Origin of the sequence: Pigmentiphaga daeguensis (assembly GCF_039523035.1) — a bacterium.
GTDB classification, from domain to species: Bacteria; Pseudomonadota; Gammaproteobacteria; order Burkholderiales; family Burkholderiaceae_B; genus Pigmentiphaga; species Pigmentiphaga daeguensis.
Genome location: NZ_BAAAEN010000003.1, coordinates 209,348 through 227,722, shown reverse-complemented (window position 1 = coordinate 227,722; position 18,375 = coordinate 209,348). Strand labels below are relative to the sequence as shown.

At 68.4% G+C, this 18,375-nt stretch carries 18 protein-coding genes; 13 read left to right on the top strand and 5 right to left on the bottom strand.

The window, feature by feature from the left end:
• Positions 1-174: 174 nt before the first annotated feature.
• The 8 genes from ABD104_RS05970 (at position 175) to ABD104_RS05935 (ending at position 7,931) form a co-directional block, all read left to right on the top strand.
• Positions 175-1,356, top strand: coding sequence for an ABC transporter substrate-binding protein (locus ABD104_RS05970; RefSeq protein ID WP_087837749.1), 1,182 nt, complete (start codon positions 175-177; stop codon positions 1,354-1,356).
• A 64-nt stretch (positions 1,357-1,420) separates the two neighbouring features.
• The gene (locus tag ABD104_RS05965; RefSeq protein ID WP_343927260.1) at positions 1,421-2,290 is read left to right on the top strand and encodes a branched-chain amino acid ABC transporter permease; all 870 of its coding nucleotides are present in this window, start codon (positions 1,421-1,423) and stop codon (positions 2,288-2,290) included.
• A 2-nt stretch (positions 2,291-2,292) separates the two neighbouring features.
• Positions 2,293-3,279 carry a branched-chain amino acid ABC transporter permease gene (locus tag ABD104_RS05960; RefSeq protein WP_087837747.1) on the top strand — a complete coding sequence of 329 codons (987 nt, stop codon included), beginning with the start codon at positions 2,293-2,295 and terminating at the stop codon, positions 3,277-3,279.
• Positions 3,276-4,034, top strand: a complete 759-nt coding sequence (locus ABD104_RS05955; protein WP_087837746.1) for an ABC transporter ATP-binding protein — start codon at positions 3,276-3,278, stop codon at positions 4,032-4,034. Before ABD104_RS05960 ends, ABD104_RS05955 begins: the two co-directional genes overlap by 4 nt.
• Complete coding sequence (locus ABD104_RS05950; protein ID WP_087837745.1) at positions 4,027-4,740, top strand: ABC transporter ATP-binding protein; 714 nt, start codon at positions 4,027-4,029, stop codon at positions 4,738-4,740. The genes ABD104_RS05955 and ABD104_RS05950 overlap by 8 nt, the downstream gene beginning before the upstream one ends.
• Positions 4,737-5,471, top strand: a complete 735-nt coding sequence (locus ABD104_RS05945; protein ID WP_420495795.1) for an alpha/beta fold hydrolase — start codon at positions 4,737-4,739, stop codon at positions 5,469-5,471. Before ABD104_RS05950 ends, ABD104_RS05945 begins: the two co-directional genes overlap by 4 nt.
• Positions 5,472-5,538: 67 nt before the next feature.
• Positions 5,539-6,741, top strand: a complete 1,203-nt coding sequence (gene fdhA / locus ABD104_RS05940; RefSeq protein WP_087837744.1) for a formaldehyde dehydrogenase, glutathione-independent — start codon at positions 5,539-5,541, stop codon at positions 6,739-6,741.
• A gap of 209 nt (positions 6,742-6,950) precedes the next feature.
• Positions 6,951-7,931: a tripartite tricarboxylate transporter substrate binding protein gene (locus ABD104_RS05935; RefSeq protein WP_132979919.1), complete on the top strand. Its 981-nt coding sequence runs from the start codon at positions 6,951-6,953 to the stop codon at positions 7,929-7,931.
• A 4-nt stretch (positions 7,932-7,935) separates the two neighbouring features.
• On the opposite strand, the gene ABD104_RS05930 is transcribed toward ABD104_RS05935, so the two are convergent.
• Both ABD104_RS05930 and ABD104_RS05925 read right to left on the bottom strand, forming a co-directional pair.
• On the bottom strand, positions 7,936-9,051 hold the full coding sequence (locus tag ABD104_RS05930; protein ID WP_343927259.1) for an alpha-hydroxy acid oxidase: 1,116 nt from the start codon (positions 9,049-9,051) through the stop codon (positions 7,936-7,938).
• A 20-nt stretch (positions 9,052-9,071) separates the two neighbouring features.
• On the bottom strand, positions 9,072-9,752 hold the full coding sequence (locus tag ABD104_RS05925) for a Fe2+-dependent dioxygenase (protein WP_087837741.1): 681 nt from the start codon (positions 9,750-9,752) through the stop codon (positions 9,072-9,074).
• 62 nt (positions 9,753-9,814) lie between these two features.
• On the opposite strand from ABD104_RS05925, the gene aptA reads away from it, so the two are divergent.
• Positions 9,815-11,137 (top strand): omega-aminotransferase AptA, encoded by a 1,323-nt coding sequence (aptA, locus tag ABD104_RS05920; protein WP_343927258.1) that lies wholly within the window; start codon positions 9,815-9,817, stop codon positions 11,135-11,137.
• Between the two features lie 304 nt (positions 11,138-11,441).
• Here aptA and maiA read toward each other — a convergent pair whose 3' ends face one another.
• Genes maiA through gtdA form a run of 3 tightly spaced genes read right to left on the bottom strand, consistent with a single transcriptional unit; the run spans position 11,442 to position 13,886 of the window.
• A complete protein-coding gene (gene maiA / locus ABD104_RS05915; protein WP_087837739.1) occupies positions 11,442-12,080 on the bottom strand; it encodes a maleylacetoacetate isomerase in 639 nt (212 codons plus the stop codon).
• 16 nt (positions 12,081-12,096) lie between these two features.
• Positions 12,097-12,795, bottom strand: a complete 699-nt coding sequence (locus ABD104_RS05910; RefSeq protein ID WP_087837738.1) for a fumarylacetoacetate hydrolase family protein — start codon at positions 12,793-12,795, stop codon at positions 12,097-12,099.
• A 38-nt stretch (positions 12,796-12,833) separates the two neighbouring features.
• Positions 12,834-13,886, bottom strand: coding sequence for a gentisate 1,2-dioxygenase (gene gtdA / locus ABD104_RS05905; RefSeq protein ID WP_343927257.1), 1,053 nt, complete (start codon positions 13,884-13,886; stop codon positions 12,834-12,836).
• Positions 13,887-14,206: 320 nt separating this feature from the next.
• Between gtdA and ABD104_RS05900 the strand changes: the two genes are divergently transcribed.
• From ABD104_RS05900 to ABD104_RS05885, 4 genes are all read left to right on the top strand, one after another.
• A complete protein-coding gene (locus tag ABD104_RS05900; protein ID WP_343927256.1) occupies positions 14,207-15,658 on the top strand; it encodes a circularly permuted type 2 ATP-grasp protein in 1,452 nt (483 codons plus the stop codon).
• Complete coding sequence (locus tag ABD104_RS05895; RefSeq protein ID WP_087837735.1) at positions 15,652-16,605, top strand: alpha-E domain-containing protein; 954 nt, start codon at positions 15,652-15,654, stop codon at positions 16,603-16,605. The genes ABD104_RS05900 and ABD104_RS05895 overlap by 7 nt, the downstream gene beginning before the upstream one ends.
• 13 nt (positions 16,606-16,618) lie before the next feature.
• The gene (locus tag ABD104_RS05890) at positions 16,619-17,410 is read left to right on the top strand and encodes a transglutaminase family protein (RefSeq protein WP_279820510.1); all 792 of its coding nucleotides are present in this window, start codon (positions 16,619-16,621) and stop codon (positions 17,408-17,410) included.
• Positions 17,411-17,499: 89 nt separating this feature from the next.
• A complete protein-coding gene (locus ABD104_RS05885) occupies positions 17,500-18,369 on the top strand; it encodes a proteasome-type protease (RefSeq protein WP_279820508.1) in 870 nt (289 codons plus the stop codon).
• Positions 18,370-18,375: the final 6 nt, after the last annotated feature.

The window sequence follows — 18,375 nt, the reverse complement described above, 5'->3', positions numbered from 1 at the left end:
AGCCGCTACGCGGCAGCCCCCCGAGGGGGCCGGGACCCGCCTTGGGGCGGCCCGGCGCTGGGTCCCGTGGGGGCGGCACTGGCGGACCAGCGGAGCCGGATCCACTGTGCCTTAGCTACACCATTACATCGCAACACCACCGACGATAGGCGCAGCGCGCCAAGGAGAGAGACTATGCGAATCGCGAAACGCGTGGCGGGGCTGCTGTGCGCGGCCGCTGCCGTGACGGCGGCGGGAACGGCCGCCGCGGCGGAGATCAAAGTCGGACTGCTGAGCCAGTTCTCGGGCGCCTACACCTGGTGGGGCCGGGAATATCAGCGCGGCGTGGACCTGTACCTGGCGCAGCACGGCGGCAAGTTCGGCGAACATACCGTCACGGTGCTGTCGCGCGACGAGGCCGGATCCAATCCCCAGCGCGCGCGCCAGTTGTCGCAGGAACTGGTGGTGCGCGACAAGGTGCAGTACCTGATCGGCGGCGTCTTCACGCCCACGGTACTGGGCGCGGTCGATGTCATCAACCAGACCAAGACGCCCTACGTCATCCTGAACTCGGGCACCTCCAGCGTGACCGACAAGTCGCAATACTACGTGCGCGCCGGCTTCACGCAGTGGACGGTCAGCATCCCGCTGGTGCAGTGGGCCTATGACCAGGGCATGAAGAACGCCGTGATCCTGGCGGCGGACTACGCCCCCGGGCACGACGCGTTGCAAGCCTTCGGCCAGACCTTCACCAAGCTGGGCGGCAAGGTGGTGGGCGAGATCAAGGTGCCCATGGGCACCACCGATTTCTCCAGCTACCTGCAGCGCGTGCGCGATCTCAAGCCGCAGGCCGTATTCATGTTCATGCCGGTGGGCCCCATGTCGGCCGGCATGATCCGCAGCTTCAAGGAGCGTGAACTGGACAAGGCCGGCATCACGCTGCTGGTGACCAACGAAGCCCAGGAAGAGGACATCGCCCCGATCGGCGACGCGGCGCTGGGCCTGACCTCGGCGCTGCATTACTCGCCCTACCTGGACACGCCCCTGAACAAGGAATTCGTGACCGCCTACAAGGCCAAGTATGGCAAGGACGAGCTGCCGAGCGTGGCGTCGGTGGCGGCCTATGACGGCATGCGGCTGATCGACCAGATGGTACGCGCCACCAACGGCGCGAAGGACGGCGACAAGGCCATGGCCGCCATCAAGGGCTACAAGTGGGATAGCCCGCGCGGCCCGGTCAGCATCGACCCGCGCACCCGCGAAATCGTCCAGAACGTCTACATGCGCAAGGTCGAGAAGATCGACGGCAAGCTCGGCAACAAGGTGTTCCATACCTATCCCGCCGTGAAAGATCCCTGGCACGAAATCAACAAGTGATTCCCCGCGCGGACGCGGCCCCGGCGCCGCGTCCGCCCCATCCCTTCCTCGCGCCGGATGACGCATGACATCGACGCTCGCCACTTTCCTGAGTCTTGCCGTGGACGGTATCGCCTACGGCATGATGCTGTTCCTCATCTCGGTCGGCCTGACCATCACGCTGGGCGTGATGCGCGTGGTCAACCTGACGCATTCGGCCTTCGCCATGATCGGGGGCTACATCGCGCTCTGGTTCATCCAGCGCGCGGGCGTCCATTTCTTCCTGGCCGTGCCGCTGGCGGTCCTGGCCACGATGGCCATCGGCGCGCTGCTGGAACGCACGCTGTACCGCTGGGTCTACGGCACCCACGGGCTGGGCCAGTTGCTGATGACCATCGGCCTGACCTTCATCATCACGGCCATCGTCAAGAACCTGGCCGGCACGCAACTGCAATCCCTGCCGCTGCCGTCGTCGCTGCAGGGCAACTTCAGCCTGGGTTCCCTGACGCTGTCGGTCTACCGCGCCTTCCTGATCGGCGCCAGCGCGGCCGTCGCATTCGCGCTGTGGCTGGGCATCGAGCGCACGGCCTTCGGCGCGCGCCTGCGCGCCGCGGTCGACAACCAGCGCATGGCGCGCTGCGTGGGCATCAACGTGCCGGCGGTGTTCTCGGTCACGTTCGCCATCGGCTGCGGGCTGGCGGCGCTGGGCGGCGCGCTGGGCAGCCCCATGCTGCCGCTGGAGCCCTACTATGGCCTGAAGTATCTGGTCATCGTGCTGATCGTGGTGGCCGTGGGCGGCCTGGGCAGCCTGCGCGGGTCGTTGTACGCGGCCCTGCTGCTGGGCCTGATCGATACGCTGGGCCGCTACTACCTGCCCGCGCTGGGCGCTTTCGTGATCTACCTGGCGGTGCTGGCGATCCTGCTGGTGCGCCCCCGTGGCCTCGTGGCGAACTGATCATGACGACACCTTCCCTGAACTCATCCGTCGCGCGCGCATTCTCGCGCCATCGCTACAACCTGCTGGACCTGGTGCTGCTGGGCGCGGCGGTCGCGACCTTCTTCCTGGCCGACCTGTACCTGGCCCTGGCCACCGCCGTGCTGATCATGATCGTGTTCGCGCTGTCGCTGGACATCGCGCAGGGCTACGGCGGCATCGAGACCCTGGGCCACGCGGCCTTCTTCGGTACCGGCGCCTATGCCGCCGGCCTGTACGCCATGCACGTCTCGTCCGAGCCGATCTCGGGCCTGTTCGTGGGCATGGCGGCGGCCGCCGTCGTGGGGCTGCTGTCCGGCCTGGCGGTGCTGCGCACCGCGGGCCTGACCCAGATCATGCTGACCCTGGTCTGCGCGACGCTGCTGCTGGAGCTGGCCAACGTGGCCAAGCCGCTCACCATGGGCGACGACGGCCTGACCGGCTATTCGATCGCCCCGGTGCTGGGCCTGTTCCAGTTCGACATCGAAGGCCGCACCGCCTATTGGTATGCGCTGGCCGTGCTGGTGCTGGTCTATGTCTTTTGCAAGTTCCTGGTCAGCTCGCCGCTGGGTCTCACCGCGCAGGGCGTGCGCGAGAACCCGACGCGCATGGCGCTGCTGGGCGTGCCGGTGCGCCGGCGCCTGCTGACGCTGTATGCGATCTCGGCCGCGCTGGGCGGGGCCGCGGGCGCGCTGTCGGCGCAGGTCAACAACATCGTCGGGCTGGACAGCCTGGGCTTCACCATGTCGGCCAACGTGCTGGTCATGCTTGCGCTGGGGGGCACGGGCCGGCTGTACGGCGCCTTCCTGGGGGCCATCGTCTTCATGCTGCTGGCCGACCGCGCGGCGGCGCTGGACCCGACCAACTGGCTGGCGGCGCTGGGCGTGCTGCTGATCGTCGTGGTGCGCTTCGCGCCCACCGGGCTGTCGGGCTGCCTGGCCCGGTGGACGAGCAGGGGGGGCGCGCAATGAGTAACCCTCCGCTGCAACTCGTGGGCTTGTGCAAGCAGTACGGCGCGCTGAGCGTGACCCGCGACGTGAACCTGACGCTGGAGGCGGGCGCGCGCCACGCGCTGATCGGCCCCAACGGCGCCGGCAAGAGCACGCTGGTGCACCAGATCACCGGCGTGATCCGGCCCAATGCGGGCAAGGTCCTGCTGGAGGGCCGGGACGTCACCGCCATGCCGGCCGAGAAACGCGTCAAGCTCGGGCTGGCGCGAACCTTCCAGATCAACTCGCTGTTCAACCACCTGACCGTCGCCGAGAACATCGGCCTGGCGCTGTCCGCGCATCGCGGCCTGGACGGCCGTATCGGGCGGCCGTTGCCGGCGCGCCCGGCATTCGTCCAGGAAGCGGTGGAATGCCTGCGCGAACTGGGGCTGCTCGACCTGGCGGGCAAGCGGGTGAGCGAGCTGGCCTACGGCCAGCGCCGCCAGATCGAGATCGCGCTGGCCCTGGCGCTCAAGCCCCGGGTACTGCTGCTGGACGAGCCGGTGGCGGGCGTGCCGTCCACCGAGGGCAAGCGCCTGTTCGAACTCTTGGAGCGCCTGCCGCAGGACGTCGCCGTGCTGGTGATCGAGCACGACATGAGCCTGGTGTTCCGTTTCGCGCGGCGCATCACCGTGCTGGTCGAGGGAGCGGTACTGCTCGAGGGCGGCGTGGACGAGGTCCGGACGGATCCGCGCGTGCGCGACGTCTACCTGGGCAAGCGGGGGCATCATGACTGAACGAGTATTGGAACTGCGCGACCTGTGCGCCGGCTACGGCGAGACCGTGGTGCTGGAGGACGTGTCGCTGCACGTGGACGCCGGCGAGGCGCTGGCGCTGCTGGGCCGCAACGGCGTGGGCAAGACCACGCTGCTGACCACCCTGCTGGGCCTGAACACGGTGCACGGCGGCAGCGTGCGCTACGTGGGCCAGGACATCGCCGCCTGGCCGGCGCACGTGCGCGCGCGCAAGGGCCTGGGGCTGGTGCCGCAGGAGCGGGAGATCTTCCCGTCGTTGACCGTGCAGGAGAACCTGACCGTGGCGGCGACGGCGGGAACCTGGACCCTGGAGCGGGTGTACGAATTGTTTCCGCGTCTGGCGCAGCGGCGGCGCAACCTGGGCTACCAGTTGTCGGGCGGCGAACAGCAGATGCTGGCGATCGGCCGCGCGCTGATCGGCAACCCCAGGGTGCTGCTGCTGGACGAACCCTTCGAAGGGCTGGCGCCGGTGATCGTCGATGCGCTGGTCGAGGCGTTCGGCAAGCTGCGCGAGGGCGGCGCGCTGTCCATCGTGCTGGTCGAGCAGCATGCCGAACTGGCGCTGGACCTGACCGAGCGCGCCGTGGTGCTGGATCGGGGACGCATCGTCTGGCAGGGCGCCAGCCCCGATCTGCGCGGCGATCCGGAGCGGCTGGCGTCGTTGATAGGTTTGGAGGAAGTGCAATGAGCAGTCTGTCGAATCCGCCCCTGGTGCTGCTGCCGGGCCTGCTGTGCGATGCCGCTGTCTGGGAAGGGCAGCGCGCGCGCTTCGGCGCGCAGTGCGAATGCCAGGTGCCCGACTATGGCACGCTGGATACGCTCACGGCGATGGCCGAGCACGTGCTGCGGCATGCGCCGGCCGAGCGGTTCAACCTGGCCGGCCATTCCATGGGCGGGCGCGTCGCCCTGGAGGTCACGCGCCTGGCGCCGCAGCGCGTGCTGCGCCTGGCGTTGATGGATACCGGCTACCAGGGCCTGGCCAAGGGCATCGCGGGAGAGTCCGAGCGCGCCGGGCGGCTGGCGCTGCTCAAGACCGCGCGCGAATCGGGCATGCGCGAAATGGGGCGGGTCTGGGCACGCGGCATGGTGCATCCCGACCGGCTGGACGGCCCGGTGTTCGAGGCCGTGCTGGACATGATCGAGCGCCGTACCCCCGAGGTGTTCGAAGCGCAGATCCATGCCCTGCTGAACCGGCCCGACGCCTCGGGCCAACTGGCGGGCATCGCCTGCCCGACGCTGGTGCTGTGCGGGCGGCAGGACACCTGGAGCCCCTTGTCGCGCCACGAGACGCTGGCCGCCGCGATCCCGGGCGCGACGCTGGTCGCCATCGAGGACGCCGGCCACATGACCACGATGGAGCAACCCGGCGCGGTCAACGAAGCCCTCGCGCAATGGCTGGGGTCGGAGGTTCGCCACTGATTTCGCAACCCTTCGCGCGGGGCCGGCTCGCGGCCCGCGGCGCGAAGTCATCACAGAGGAGACTCACATGTCGTCCAATCGCGGTGTCGTCTACGTAGGTCCAGGCAAGGTAGAGGTGCAAGGCATCGCCTTCCCCAAACTGGTGAATCCGGCCGGCAAGTCCATCGAGCATGGAGTCATCCTCAAGGTTCTCTCCACCAACATCTGCGGTTCGGACCAGCACATGGTGCGGGGGCGGACCACCGCGCCGGCGGGACTGGTGCTGGGCCACGAGATCACCGGCGAGGTGCTCGAGGCCGGGCGCGACGTCGAGACCCTGAAGAAGGGCGACATCGTCTCGGTGCCGTTCAACGTGGCATGCGGCCGCTGCCGGCTGTGCAAGGAACAGCAGACCGGCGTCTGCCTGAACGTCAATCCCTCGCGCGCCGGCGGCGCGTACGGCTACGTCGACATGGGCGGGTGGATAGGTGGGCAGGCCGAATACGTCATGGTGCCGTACGCCGACTTCAACCTGTTGAAGTTTCCCGACCGCGACCAGGCCCTGGCCAAGATCCGCGACCTGACCTGCCTGTCGGACATCCTGCCGACCGGGTATCACGGGGCGGTCACGGCGGGCGTGGGGCCGGGCAGTACGGTGTACGTGGCCGGCGCGGGGCCGGTGGGCCTGGCCGCCGCCGCCTCGGCCCGCCTGCTGGGCGCGGCGGTGGTGATCGTCGGTGACGTGAACCCCGCGCGGCTGGTGCACGCGCGCAAGGTGGGCTTCGAAACCGTGGACCTCTCGCAGGATGCGTCGCTGGGCGATCAGATCGCGCAGATCCTGGGCGTACCCGAGGTGGACAGCGCCGTCGACGCGGTGGGCTTCGAGGCCCGGGGGCATGGACACGAGGGTGCTCGCCACGAGGCGCCGGCCACCGTGCTCAATTCGCTGATGGAAGTCACGCGCGCCGCCGGCAAGATCGGCATTCCCGGCCTGTACGTGACGGACGATCCCGGCGGCGTCGACAAGGCCGCCCAGCACGGTTCGCTCAGCATCCGCCTGGGCCTGGGCTGGGCCAAGTCGCACAGCTTCTTCACGGGCCAGACGCCGGTGATGAAGTACAACCGTGCGCTGATGCAGGCCATCCTGTGGGACCGCATCAAGATCGCCGAGGTCGTCGGCGTGGAAGTCATCACGCTGGACGAGGCGCCCAAGGGCTATGCCGAATTCGACGCCGGCGCGCCCAAGAAATTCGTCATCGATCCGCACGGCCAGTTGCCCAAGGCCGCCTGACCGTCCTGGACGCGGGCTCGCGCCCGCGTTTCCTCCACCCTAGGGAATGTACCGAGGCCCACGGCGCCCGCCAACGATTGACGTTGGGGGCGCCGTGTTTCATTATTCTCCTGCAATTCACCAAAAGGTGAATTAAGCGCGAACGGCTGGTCCGGCGTTCGTGCCGCACCGGTCGCATGCGTATAAAGACACCGCACCAGGAGACAACCATGAACTTCGTCCGCGCCGCAGCACTCGCTCCGGTATCGTGCCTGATCGCCCTGGCCCACGCGCCGGCCGGTGCCCAGGATGCCGCCTACCCGACCAAGCCCATCCGCGTGATCGTGCCGTTCACGGCGGGCAGCACGACCGACATCATCGCCCGCGCCATCACCGACAAGCTCGGCGCCAGCCTGGGCCAGCCGGTGGTGGTCGAGAACCGCGCCGGGGCCGGCGGCACCATAGGCGCGGCCCAGGTCGCCCAGGCCGCGCCCGACGGCTACACGATCCTGATCCACTCCTCGTCGCATACGGTCAACCCGTCCACCTTCGCCAAGCTGCCTTTCGACACGGTGAAGGACTTCGCCGGCGTGACACCGATCTCGACGCTGCCCAACGTGCTGGTGATCGCGCCGTCCAAGAACATCAAGTCCTTGTCGCAACTGCTGTCCACCGCGCGCAGCCGCCCGGGCACGCTCAACTACGCATCGTCGGGCACCGGCAGCGCCACGCACCTGAACGCCGAGCGCTTCCGGCTGCAGGCCAAGATCGATGCCACGCACATCCCCTTCAAGGGATCGCCCGAGGCTGTCGCCGAGGTCATCAGCGGCCGCGTCGATTATTACTTCTCGCCGGTGGCGCCGGTCATCGGCCAGATCAAGGAAGGCCACCTGGTGCCGCTGGCGGTCGGGTCGCCGCGCCGCTCCAGCATCCTGCCCGACGTGCCGACCACCGCGGAAGCGGGCGTGCCGGGATCGGAGTTCAACTTCTGGATAGGCATGATGGTGCCGTCCAAGACGCCGCGCTCCATCGTCAACAAGCTGCAGGCCGAGGTCGCCAAGGCGCTGGCCACGGAAGAAGTCAAGACGCGCTTCGCCGCGGTGGGCGCCGATGCCTTCGTGCTGACGCCCGAGAAGTTCGATGCCTACATCAAGGATGAAATCGAGTCGAACGCCCAGCTCGTGAAGGCCGCGGGCATCGAGCCGATGTAAGGCTTCAGGCGATGGCCGGGTGGGGCCAGAGCGCGTTGCGGCCGATGTCCTGCAGCGTGCGGCAGCCAGCCAGGGCCATCGCGATCTCGAACTCGGTGCGCAGCATGTGCAGCACGTGGATGACGCCGACGGCACCGGCCGCCGCCAATCCATGCACGTAGCCCCGGCCCACCATCACGGCGGTGGAGCCCAGCGCCAGTGCCTTGAAGACGTCGGTGCCGCGCCGGATGCCGCCATCCATCAGGACGGGCAGGCGGCCGGCCACTTCGGCCGCGACCCAGGGCAGGGCCTCCAGCGTGGCGGGCACCGTGTCCAGGCCGCGGCCGCCGTGATTGGACACGACGATGGCGGCCGCGCCGGCGTCGATCGCCAGCCGGGCATCGGCCGGCGCCAGGATGCCCTTGAGCACCAGGGGCAGCCGGGTGGCCGAGCGCAGCCAGGCGATGTCGTCCCAGGACGGGGCGCCGTCCAGCGCGCCGCTGCCGAAGATGGCGCTTTCGCCGGCCCGCGCCACGGCGCCCGCCATGGGGCGCATGCCCCGCAGGTTGACGGCTTCCACGTCCGGCGGCAGGCCGAAGCCCAGCCGCTGTTCGCGGTTGCGCACGCCGTTGATGGGCGCGTCCACGGTGACCACCAGTGCGCGGTACCCGGCGGCTTCGGCGCGCCGGACCAGCCGCAGGGTATCGTCGCGCTCGCGCTGGAAATAAAGCTGGAACCACAGCGGCGCCTCGGCCGCCCGCGCCATGTCCTCGAGGCCGATGCTCGACTGCGTACTGGCCACCATCACGGTTTTCATGGCCGATGCCGCCAGCACGCTGGCCAGTTCGCCCTGAGGATGGACCAGCTTCTGGTAGGCCACCGGGGCGAGCAGGACGGGGAAGGGCAGCGGCGTGCCCAGCAGATCGAGTCCGGTGCCGCCGCCGGCCAGGTCACGCAGCACCCGGGGCTGGATGCGCACGCGGACATAGGCTTCGCGGTTGGCGCGCAGCGTGTGTTCGTCGGCAGCGCCGCCCGACAGATAGGCCCAGGCGGCATCGCTCATGCGCTCGCGCGCATAGTCCTCGTAGTCGGCCACGGCGGCGATCTGCGGCGGAATCTGCGTCAGGGGAGGCAGCGGCATGTCGGTTCCCGGGCGCCGGGTCAGGTCTGCGACCATTGCCGCAGCAGGTTGTGGTAGATGCCGGTCAACTGGACCAGGGCATCGCTGCCCGGGACTTCGCGGGACAACTGCTGGATGGCCGTGTCCATGCGATACAGGGTTTCGCGCCGGATTTCGTCGCGCACCAGGCTCTGCACCCAGAAGAAGGCCGAGACGCGGGCGCCGCGGGTCACGGGGGTGACCCGGTGCAGGCTGGTGCCGGGATAGATCACCAGGTGGCCAGCGGGCAGCTTGACGCGGTGGGCGCCGTAGGTGTCCTCGACCACGAGCTCGCCGCCGTCGTAGTCCTCGGGCGGCGTCAGGAACAGCGTGGCGGAGATGTCGGTGCGCACGCGGTGCGCGGTGCCGGGCAGGCTGCGGATGGCATTGTCGATGTGGTTGCCGTAGTTGCCGCCGCCTTCGTAGCGATTGAAGGCCGGCGGCAGCACCTTCAGCGGCAGCGTGGCGGAAATGAACAGCGGGTTGGCGCCCAGCGCGTCCAGGATCAGGTTGCCCAGTTGCGCGCCCAGCGGGTCGTCGGCGGCCAGTTGCCGGTTGTGCTTGGCGTGGACCGCCATGTGGCCGGCCGTGGTTCGGCCATCGGTCCAGGAGGCGCCCGCCAGCGCCTGGCGGCAGCGCGCCACCTGCTCGGCCGTCAGCACGTCGGGAAGGGTCAGCATCATGGCGGAGTATCCTCGTGGGTATCCCGGCAAGTTTACCCTTGCCGCCCAACCAGGAGCCCCGCATGCCCGCCGAGTTGCCCGACCTGCAATCCCTCTGGATGCCCTTCACCGCCAATCGCCAGTTCAAGGCCGCGCCCAGGCTGCTGGTATCGGCCAAGGGCATGTACTACACCGATGCCGATGGCCACCGGGTCCTGGACGGCACGGCCGGCCTGTGGTGCTGCAACGCCGGGCACGGGCGCGAGGAGATCATCGAAGCCGTGCACGCGCAGATGCGCGCGCTGGACTATGCGCCGCCTTTCCAGATGGGGCATCCGCTGGCGTTCGAGGCCGCCGGCCGGCTGGCCGCGCTGATGCCTCCGGGGCTGGACCGCATCTTCTTTACGAACTCGGGGTCCGAATCGGTCGATACCGCGCTCAAGATCGCGCTGGCCTACCACCGCGCGCGCGGCGAAGGCCAGCGCACGCGTTTCATCGGCCGCGAACGCGGCTATCACGGAGTGGGCTTCGGCGGCATGTCGGTGGGCGGCATCGGCGCCAACCGCAAGGCCTATGCGGGCAACCTGATGCCCGGCGTGGACCACCTGCCGGCCACGCTGAACATCGCCCAGGCCGCGTTCACGCGCGGGCAGCCGGCCTGGGGCGCCCACCTGGCCGACGACCTGGAGCGGCTGCTGGCCTTGCACGATCCTTCCACGGTGGCGGGGGTCATCGTCGAGCCCATGGCCGGTTCGGCGGGTGTGATCGTGCCGCCGGTCGGCTACCTGGAGCGCCTGCGCGAGCTGTGCACGCGCCATGGCATTCCGTTGATCTTCGACGAAGTGATCACCGCCTTCGGCCGGCTGGGCGCGGCCACCGCGGCGCAACGCTTCGGGGTGACGCCGGACCTGCTGACGATGGCCAAGGGCGTCAACAATGCCACCGTTCCCATGGGCGCGGTGGCGGTGTCGCGGGAGATCCACGACACGATCATGGCGGCGGGGCCGGGCAACGCGATCGAGCTTTTCCACGGCTACACCTATTCGGGACACCCCGCCGCGGCGGCGGCCGCGGTGGCCACGCTCGACCTGTACGAGAAGGAAGGGCTGTTCGCGCGCGCGGCCAGCCTGGAGCCGGCGTTCGAGTCCGCGGTGCACGGCCTGCGGGGAGCGCCGCACGTGAAGGACATCCGCAACATCGGGATGGCGGCGGCGATCGAGCTGGAGCCGCGCGCGGGACAGCCGGGGGCGCGCGCCTACGAGGCGTTCCTGGCCTGCCTGAAGGCGGGAGTGCTGGTGCGATTCACCGGCGACATCCTGGCGTTCTCGCCGCCGCTCATCATCGACGAAGAGCAGATAGGCGTGCTGTTTTCCGTGGTGAAGACGGCGCTCGACTCCGTGCGGTAGCGCCCCACGACCCAGGATGCGGTGGATCCGGCTCCGCCGGTCGGGGAAACCCACCCCCACGCGGCCTATGGCCGCGCCCCTCAAGGGGCGGCACTAGCGGACCGGCAAAGCCGGATCCGCGGCGCCCTGGATCTAGTACCGGTTTTTTTGGTACGCCACACCGTTGCTACCGCTGGCAGCCAGCGAAGCACGGCTGCCACAACCCAAGAAACGGGTACTAGACCCAGGATGCGGTGGATCCGGCTCCGCCGGTCCACCCGCATCGCCCCCTGGGGGGCGCCCGTAAGGGCGTAGGGGGGGGTAACTAACTACTATAGTCCGGCTGTTTGGCCGGCGCGGCCTGCTGGAAGGCCGGCTGCTGCTGGCAGTGCTCGTACACGGCCATCACCCGGGGGTAGGCCGAGGTGTCGCAGCCCATGCGCTGGGCGTTGCCGACCTGGGGGACCAGGCAGCAGTCGGCCAGCGTGGGCGCGTCGCCGAAGCAGTACGGGCCGGAGCCGTGGGCCTGGAGCAGGCGCTCGACGGCGGCCAGGCCGTCCTGGATCCAGTGGTCGTACCAGGCCTTCTTCTGTTCCTCGGTGACGCCGATGACGTCGGTGAGGTACTTCAGGATGCGCAGGTTGTTGACCGGATGGATGTCGCAGGCGATGGCCAGCGCGACCTCGAGCACGCGGGCGCGCCGCATCTTGTCCTGGGGGATCAGGCGCGGCTCGGGATAGGTGGCGTCGAGGTAGTCGATGATGGCCAGCGACTGCCCCAGTTGCACCTCGCCGTCGACCAGCAGTGGGACGTTGGCCGAGGGGTTCCTGGCCACGTAGTCCGCCGCGCGGTGTTCCAGCTTGCGGATGTTGACGCCGCGGTATTCGTAGGCCAGGCCCTTGAGCCCTAGCGCGATGCGGACCCGGTACGAGGTCGAGCTGTTGAAGAAACTGTAGAGTTCCATGTCGGCTCGTCCGGCCTCAGACCACGCGGACCTTCAGTTCGCCCAGGCCGGCCACGCCGCCTTCCATCAGGTCGCCCTTGACCACCGGGCCCACGCCTTCGGGGGTGCCGGTGAAGATCAGGTCGCCCGGTTCCAGGCGGAAGTACTTGGACAGGTAGGCCACGGTCTCGGCGATGGACCAGATCAGCTTGGAAGTATCGCTGCGCTGCTTGTCCTGGCCGTTCACCTTGAGCCACAGCTCGGCGTTGTCCATGTTGCCGACGTCGGAGGCCTTGTGCAGGGGAGCGGTGGGCGCGCTCTGGTCGAAGGCCTTGCCGAGTTCCCAGGGACGGCCGACCTCGCGCATCTTGATCTGCAGGTCGCGGCGGGTCATGTCCAGCCCGACGGCGTAGCCCCAGACGTATTCCAGCGCCTGTTCGACGGGGATGTTGGAGCCGGACTTGCCGATGGCGGCGACCAGTTCGATCTCGTAGTGGAAGTTCGAGGTCTCGGACGGGTAGGGCAGGTCCAGCGTCGTGCCGTAGGGCACGGCCACCACGGCGTCGGCCGGCTTGCAGAAGAAGAACGGCGGTTCGCGGTCGGGGTCGAAGCCCATTTCGCGCGCGTGGGCGGCGTAGTTGCGGCCGACGCAGTAGACGCGGCGCACGGGGAACTGTTCGTTGCTGCCGGCGACGGGCAGCGTGGTGACCGCTTCGGGTTGGAATACGTACGACATGGGCGGATAACCTTTGGGTGTAGGGATGGGAAAGGAGATCAGGCGATGCGCTCTTCGCGCAGCAGCCCCAGCGCGGCCTGCACCGGACGATCAGAATAGCTGAAGAGCACCGCGTCTTCGAGCGCGGCCAGTTGCACCGGCTTCCAGGGCGGGACCGCGAACACGTCGCGCGGTCCGAACTGGAAGACTTCGTCGCCGATGCGCACGCTGCCCTGGCCCTCGACCACGCTGAACACGGTGGAGTCCGAGGTGCGGTAGGTCTTGCCCTGGAAACCGGCCGGCAGCCATTGCATGAAGGTCGCCATGGTGGGCATGGGGTAGCCGCCGGTGGCGGGGTTCACGTAGCGCAGCTTGACGCCGTCCCAGGGGTCGAGTTCGCCGCGGCGCGCCAACTGGTCGAGGGCTTCGCGCGAGCGTTCGTAGGGATAGTTGAAGATGGGCGAGGAGGTGCCGCTGAAGGTGTGGCGCACGGGCGCCATGTTGTAGCCGTAGCGCGCGAAGCTGTCCCCCTCGGGACGCATGACGGGCTGCGAGGCCTCGGGATAGTTCTCGGCGAAGCCGGCATCCAGCGACCGCAGCAGCGGGATGTCCAGGCCGTCCAGCCACACCACCGGCTCGCCGCCTTCGGCTTCGGCGGGATTGCCGTGGTCGTGCCAGGTCCAGGACGGCGTGATGATGAAGTCGCCGGGATGCATGGTGGTGCGTTCGCCGTTGACCGCCGTGTAGGCGCCCTTGCCTTCGACGATGAAGCGCAGGGCCGACTGGGTGTGGCGGTGGCTGGGAGCGATCTCGCCGGGCAGGATCAGTTGCAGGCCCGCGTACAGCGTCTGGGTGATGGCCGACTGGCCCTTCAGGCCGGGGTTCTCCAGGATCAACACCCGGCGCACGGCTTCCTCGGCGCTGATGATGGAGCCCGACTCCATGACGTCGGCGCGCAGCTTCTCGTACTTCCAGATCGCGGGCACGCATCGCGGCTGCGGCTGGGGCGGGACGAGGGTGTGCAGGGATTCCCAGAGGGGGCTCAGGTTCTTCTGCGCGATGCGGTCGTAGTATTCGCGGCGCGCGGCATCGGGAGCGGTCTTGTCGAGCATGGGGTCTCCGTGTCTGGCAGGGTGGCGCGGCATGCCCGCGTCCGTGTCCGGGCCATTGTATGCGTCGAGGTATGCAAAATGATATGAAATTATCTTATCAACCATATCAATAAGAATATGGCTCGCCGATCGATGCGGCGAGGCACCGTGCACCGCCCTGGTGCCGCATGGTTTCCGATCGGCGCACGCGTTCTTCCGCATGGTGCGTTTTCCGGCGGCCCTGCCGCCGCGGGACGTGTCCGCGCACGATGCGCGTGCATGCCATCCCGGTACGGCCCTTGCTTGAGCAGCTTCGGATATGGCCAGGAACGAAGGTGCCCATGCTGTCCTACGACGAGATGCAATTCGAGACCGGCGTCGTGCGCCGGCACTACCAGCGGTTCTGCGCCTGGCTGGACCGCCAGAGCGGCGACACCATGGCGCGCAAGCGAGCGGAGGCCGATCTGGTGTTCCGGCGGGTCGGCATCACTTTCGCGCTGGGGGGCGATGCCGGCGACGTGGAACGGCTGATCCCGTTCGACCTGATCCCGCGCATCATCCCCGCGGACGAATGGCAGTTGCTGCAGCGGGGCATGGCCCAGCGGGTGCGCGCGCTGAACATGTTCATCCACGATGTCTACCACGAACGCCACATCGTGCGCGCCGGCGTGGTGCCCGCCGAGCAGGTCTACACCAATGCCCAGTACCGGCCCGAGATGCATGACGTGGACGTGCCGCGCGACATCTATGCCCATATCGCCGGGGTCGATATCGTCAAGGCCGGCGACGACCGCGACGGCACGTTCTACGTGCTCGAGGACAACCTGCGGGTACCGTCGGGCGTGTCCTACATGCTGGAGAACCGCAAGATGATGATGCGGCTCTTCCCGGAGCTGTTCGTGCAGAACCGGATCGCGCCCGTGGCCCACTACCCCGACCTGCTGCTGGAGAACCTGCGTTCGGTCGCGCCCATGGGCGTGGACGATCCCACCGTGGTCGTGCTGACGCCGGGCATCTTCAATTCCGCCTACTTCGAACACGCGTTCCTGGCGCAGCAGATGGGCGTCGAACTGGTGCAGGGCAGCGACCTGTTCGTTGCCGACAACACCGTTTTCATGCGCACCACGCGCGGGCCCAGGCGGGTGGATGTGATCTATCGCCGGCTGGACGACGACTTCCTCGACCCGATCGCCTTCCGCGCCGACTCGGCGCTGGGGGTGCCGGGGCTGCTGTCCGTGTACCGCGCGGGCCGCGTCACGCTGGCCAACGCGATCGGGACCGGGGTGGCCGACGACAAGTCCATCTATCCCTTCGTGCCGGACATGATCGCATTCTATCTGTCCGAGGAACCCATCCTGAGCAATGTGCCGACCTGGCAGTGCCGCAAGCCCGACGAACTCTCGCACGTGCTCGCGCACTTGCCGGAGCTGGTGGTCAAGGAGGTGCATGGAGCGGGCGGCTACGGGATGCTGGTGGGCCCGACGGCAAGCCGCGCCGAGATCGAGTCCTTCCGCGCCCGTCTGCTGGCCAGGCCGCAGGGCTACATCGCCCAGCCCACGCTGGCACTGTCGACCTGCCCGACCTTCGTCGAGCAAGGCGTCGCGCCGCGCCACATCGACCTGCGGCCGTTCGTGCTGTCGGGCCGGAATGTCTCCATGGTGGCGGGCGGCCTGACACGCGTCGCGCTGCACGAGGGATCGCTGGTCGTGAATTCCTCGCAGGGCGGCGGAACCAAGGATACCTGGGTACTCGACGCCGTCGAAGGCGCCGGCACGGAGGAAAAGACATGCTGAGCCGCACCGCCGACCATCTTTTCTGGATGGCCCGCTACATGGAGCGGGCCGAGAACACCGCGCGCATGCTGGACGTCACCATGAAGGCGCTGCTGCTGCCCCAGACCGACGAGAGCGCGCTGCGCAGCCAGCGGGCCGTGCTGGCGATATCCGAACTGGGCGAGGTTTTCGCCGGCCGCTACGACGCGGTGACGGCGGACAACGTGCTGCGTTTCATGGTGGCCGACCCCGGCAATCCTTCCAGCATCCTGTCCAGCCTGCGCGCCGCCCGGGAAAACGCCCGCGCGGTGCGCGGCGCGCTGACGACGGAGTCGTGGGAGACCATCAACCATACCTGGCTGGACTTCAACCGCCAGATCGACGAAGGCATGCTGGCGGTGGATCCGGACTCGGTGTTCGAGTGGGTCAAGCTGCGTTCGCACCTGTCGCGCGGCGTGACCCTGGGCACCGCGCTCAAGGACGAGGCTTTCTATTTCACCCAGCTGGGGACCTTCCTGGAGCGCGCGGACAATACCGCGCGCATCCTGGACGTGCGCTTCGCCGACGGCGCGCCGGCCTCGCGCGCGTCCTCCGGGGCGCCGCTCGACGATTTCTATTACTGGACCTCCATCCTGAGTTCGGTGTCGGGGCTTGAGACATACCGGCAAGTCTATCGGGACGTGCTGGTCCCCGAACGCGTGGCCGAGCTGCTGATCCTGAACCCGTCCATGCCGAGATCGCTGCTTGCCTCGCTGGACCACGTGTGCGAGAACCTTGCCATGCTCAGGACGGACAACTCCCGCGATTGCGAGCGCGAGGCCGGCCGGCTGCGCGCCGAATTGCTGTATGCCGAGATACGGCCCATCCTGTCCCGAGGCCTGCACCTGTACCTGACCGAGTTCCTGGGGCGCATCGCCATCCTGGGCAACAAGATCAGCGCGGCCTTCCTCCTGCCCTTGACCGTCTGAGGGGATATCCATCATGCGCCTGTTCATCTATCACGAGACCACCTATCGCTACGATGCGCCGGTGCTCTACTCGATCCAGCAACTGCGGCTGGTGCCGGGATCGGGTCCGGCGCAGGTCGTCGTCCATTGGGACCTGAACGCGCCCGGCAAGCTGGACATGGCCACGGACGCCTATGGCAACGCGGTCCAGATGCTGGTCATGACGCGGCCCTTGTCGGAGATGAAGTTCGCCGTGCGCGGCGAGGTCGAGACGACGCCGCTGCGCGACGGGCGGCTGGGGGAAGGCCCGGGGCGCATCCCGCTCGAACATTTCACCTGCGCGACGCGGCTGACCGAGGCCGACGCGGCCGTGCGCGAACTGGCGGGCGACACCGGGCCGCTGGACAGGCCGTCGGCCCTGCTCGAGCTGGCGTGCCGCATCCAGGAGCGCGTGGCCTACCGTTCCGGCATCACCCAGGTGACCAGCACCGCGGCCGAGGCGCTGGCGCTGGGCCAGGGCGTATGCCAGGACCATTCCCACCTGCTCATCGCCTGCTGCCGCGCCCAGGGCGTGCCGGCGCGCTATGTCAGCGGCTATATCGATCCGGGCGACGTCCCGCATGCGGCCAGCCATGCGTGGGCCGATGTCTGGCTGGACGAAGGCTGGGTTTCCGTGGACGTGACCCATGGCCGCTATGCTTCCGGCCCCTATTGCCGCATCGCTGTCGGTGCCGACTACGACAGCGCCGCGCCGGTCCGCGGCATGCGGGTGGGGGGCGGCGCCGAGGCGATGGCGGTCGACGTCAGGGTGGGCGCCGGGCAATGAGCCCCCGCACGGCGGGGGCCTGCCCATCCATGCGCCCCTCGGAAGCCGGCGCTAGAATTGTTCAATATTCCGACCAGCATGATTCCGGTATGACCTATTGTGTGGCGACGCGCGTGGACCAGGGCCTGGTGTTCCTGGCGGACACGCGTACCAACGCGGGCGTGGACCACGTCAGCACTTTCCGCAAGATGACCGTGTTCGAGCAGCCCGGCGAGCGCGTCATGGTGCTGTTGACGGCCGGCAATCTGGCGCTGACCCAGTCGGTCGTGCAGTTGCTGTCCGAACCCTCGGACCCGGACCTGCCCACGCCGTGGAACGTGCCCAACATGTTCGAGGCGGCCTGCCTGGTGGGCCGGGCCGTGCGCGAAGTCCATCGCATGCACGGCAGCGCGCTGGGCGATTTCAACATCGAGTTCAATTGCAGCTTCCTGCTGGGCGGCCAGATCCAGGGACAGCCGATGCGGCTGTTCCAGATCTATGCCGCGGGCAATTTCATCGAGGCCTCGACCATGAGCCCGTATTTCCAGATCGGCGAGGCCAAGTACGGCAAGCCCATCCTGGATCGCGTGCTGACGCCCTCGATGCCGCTGGACGAGGCGGCCAAGTGCGCGCTGATCTCGATGGATTCCACGCTGCGGTCCAATGTGTCGGTCGGCCTGCCGCTGGACCTGCTGGTGTACGAGAAGGACAGCCTGTGCGTGACCAAATTCGCGATGATCGACCACGACAACGACTATTTCCGGATGATCCACTCGTCGTGGGGCGAGCGGCTCCGTCAGGTGTTCGCCGAGATTCCCGACCCGCAATGGGCTCCGGTCTCGGCGCTGCCGCAAGGCAAGTCGCCGATGCGCTCGGAACCGCCCCTGGCACCGGGGCATGGGCCCTATAGATCGGTGCACGAGCCGGCCCAGGCGCAGACCCTGGCGCAAGCGCAGGGCGGGCCGTCCGGACCGGACTAGGACCCA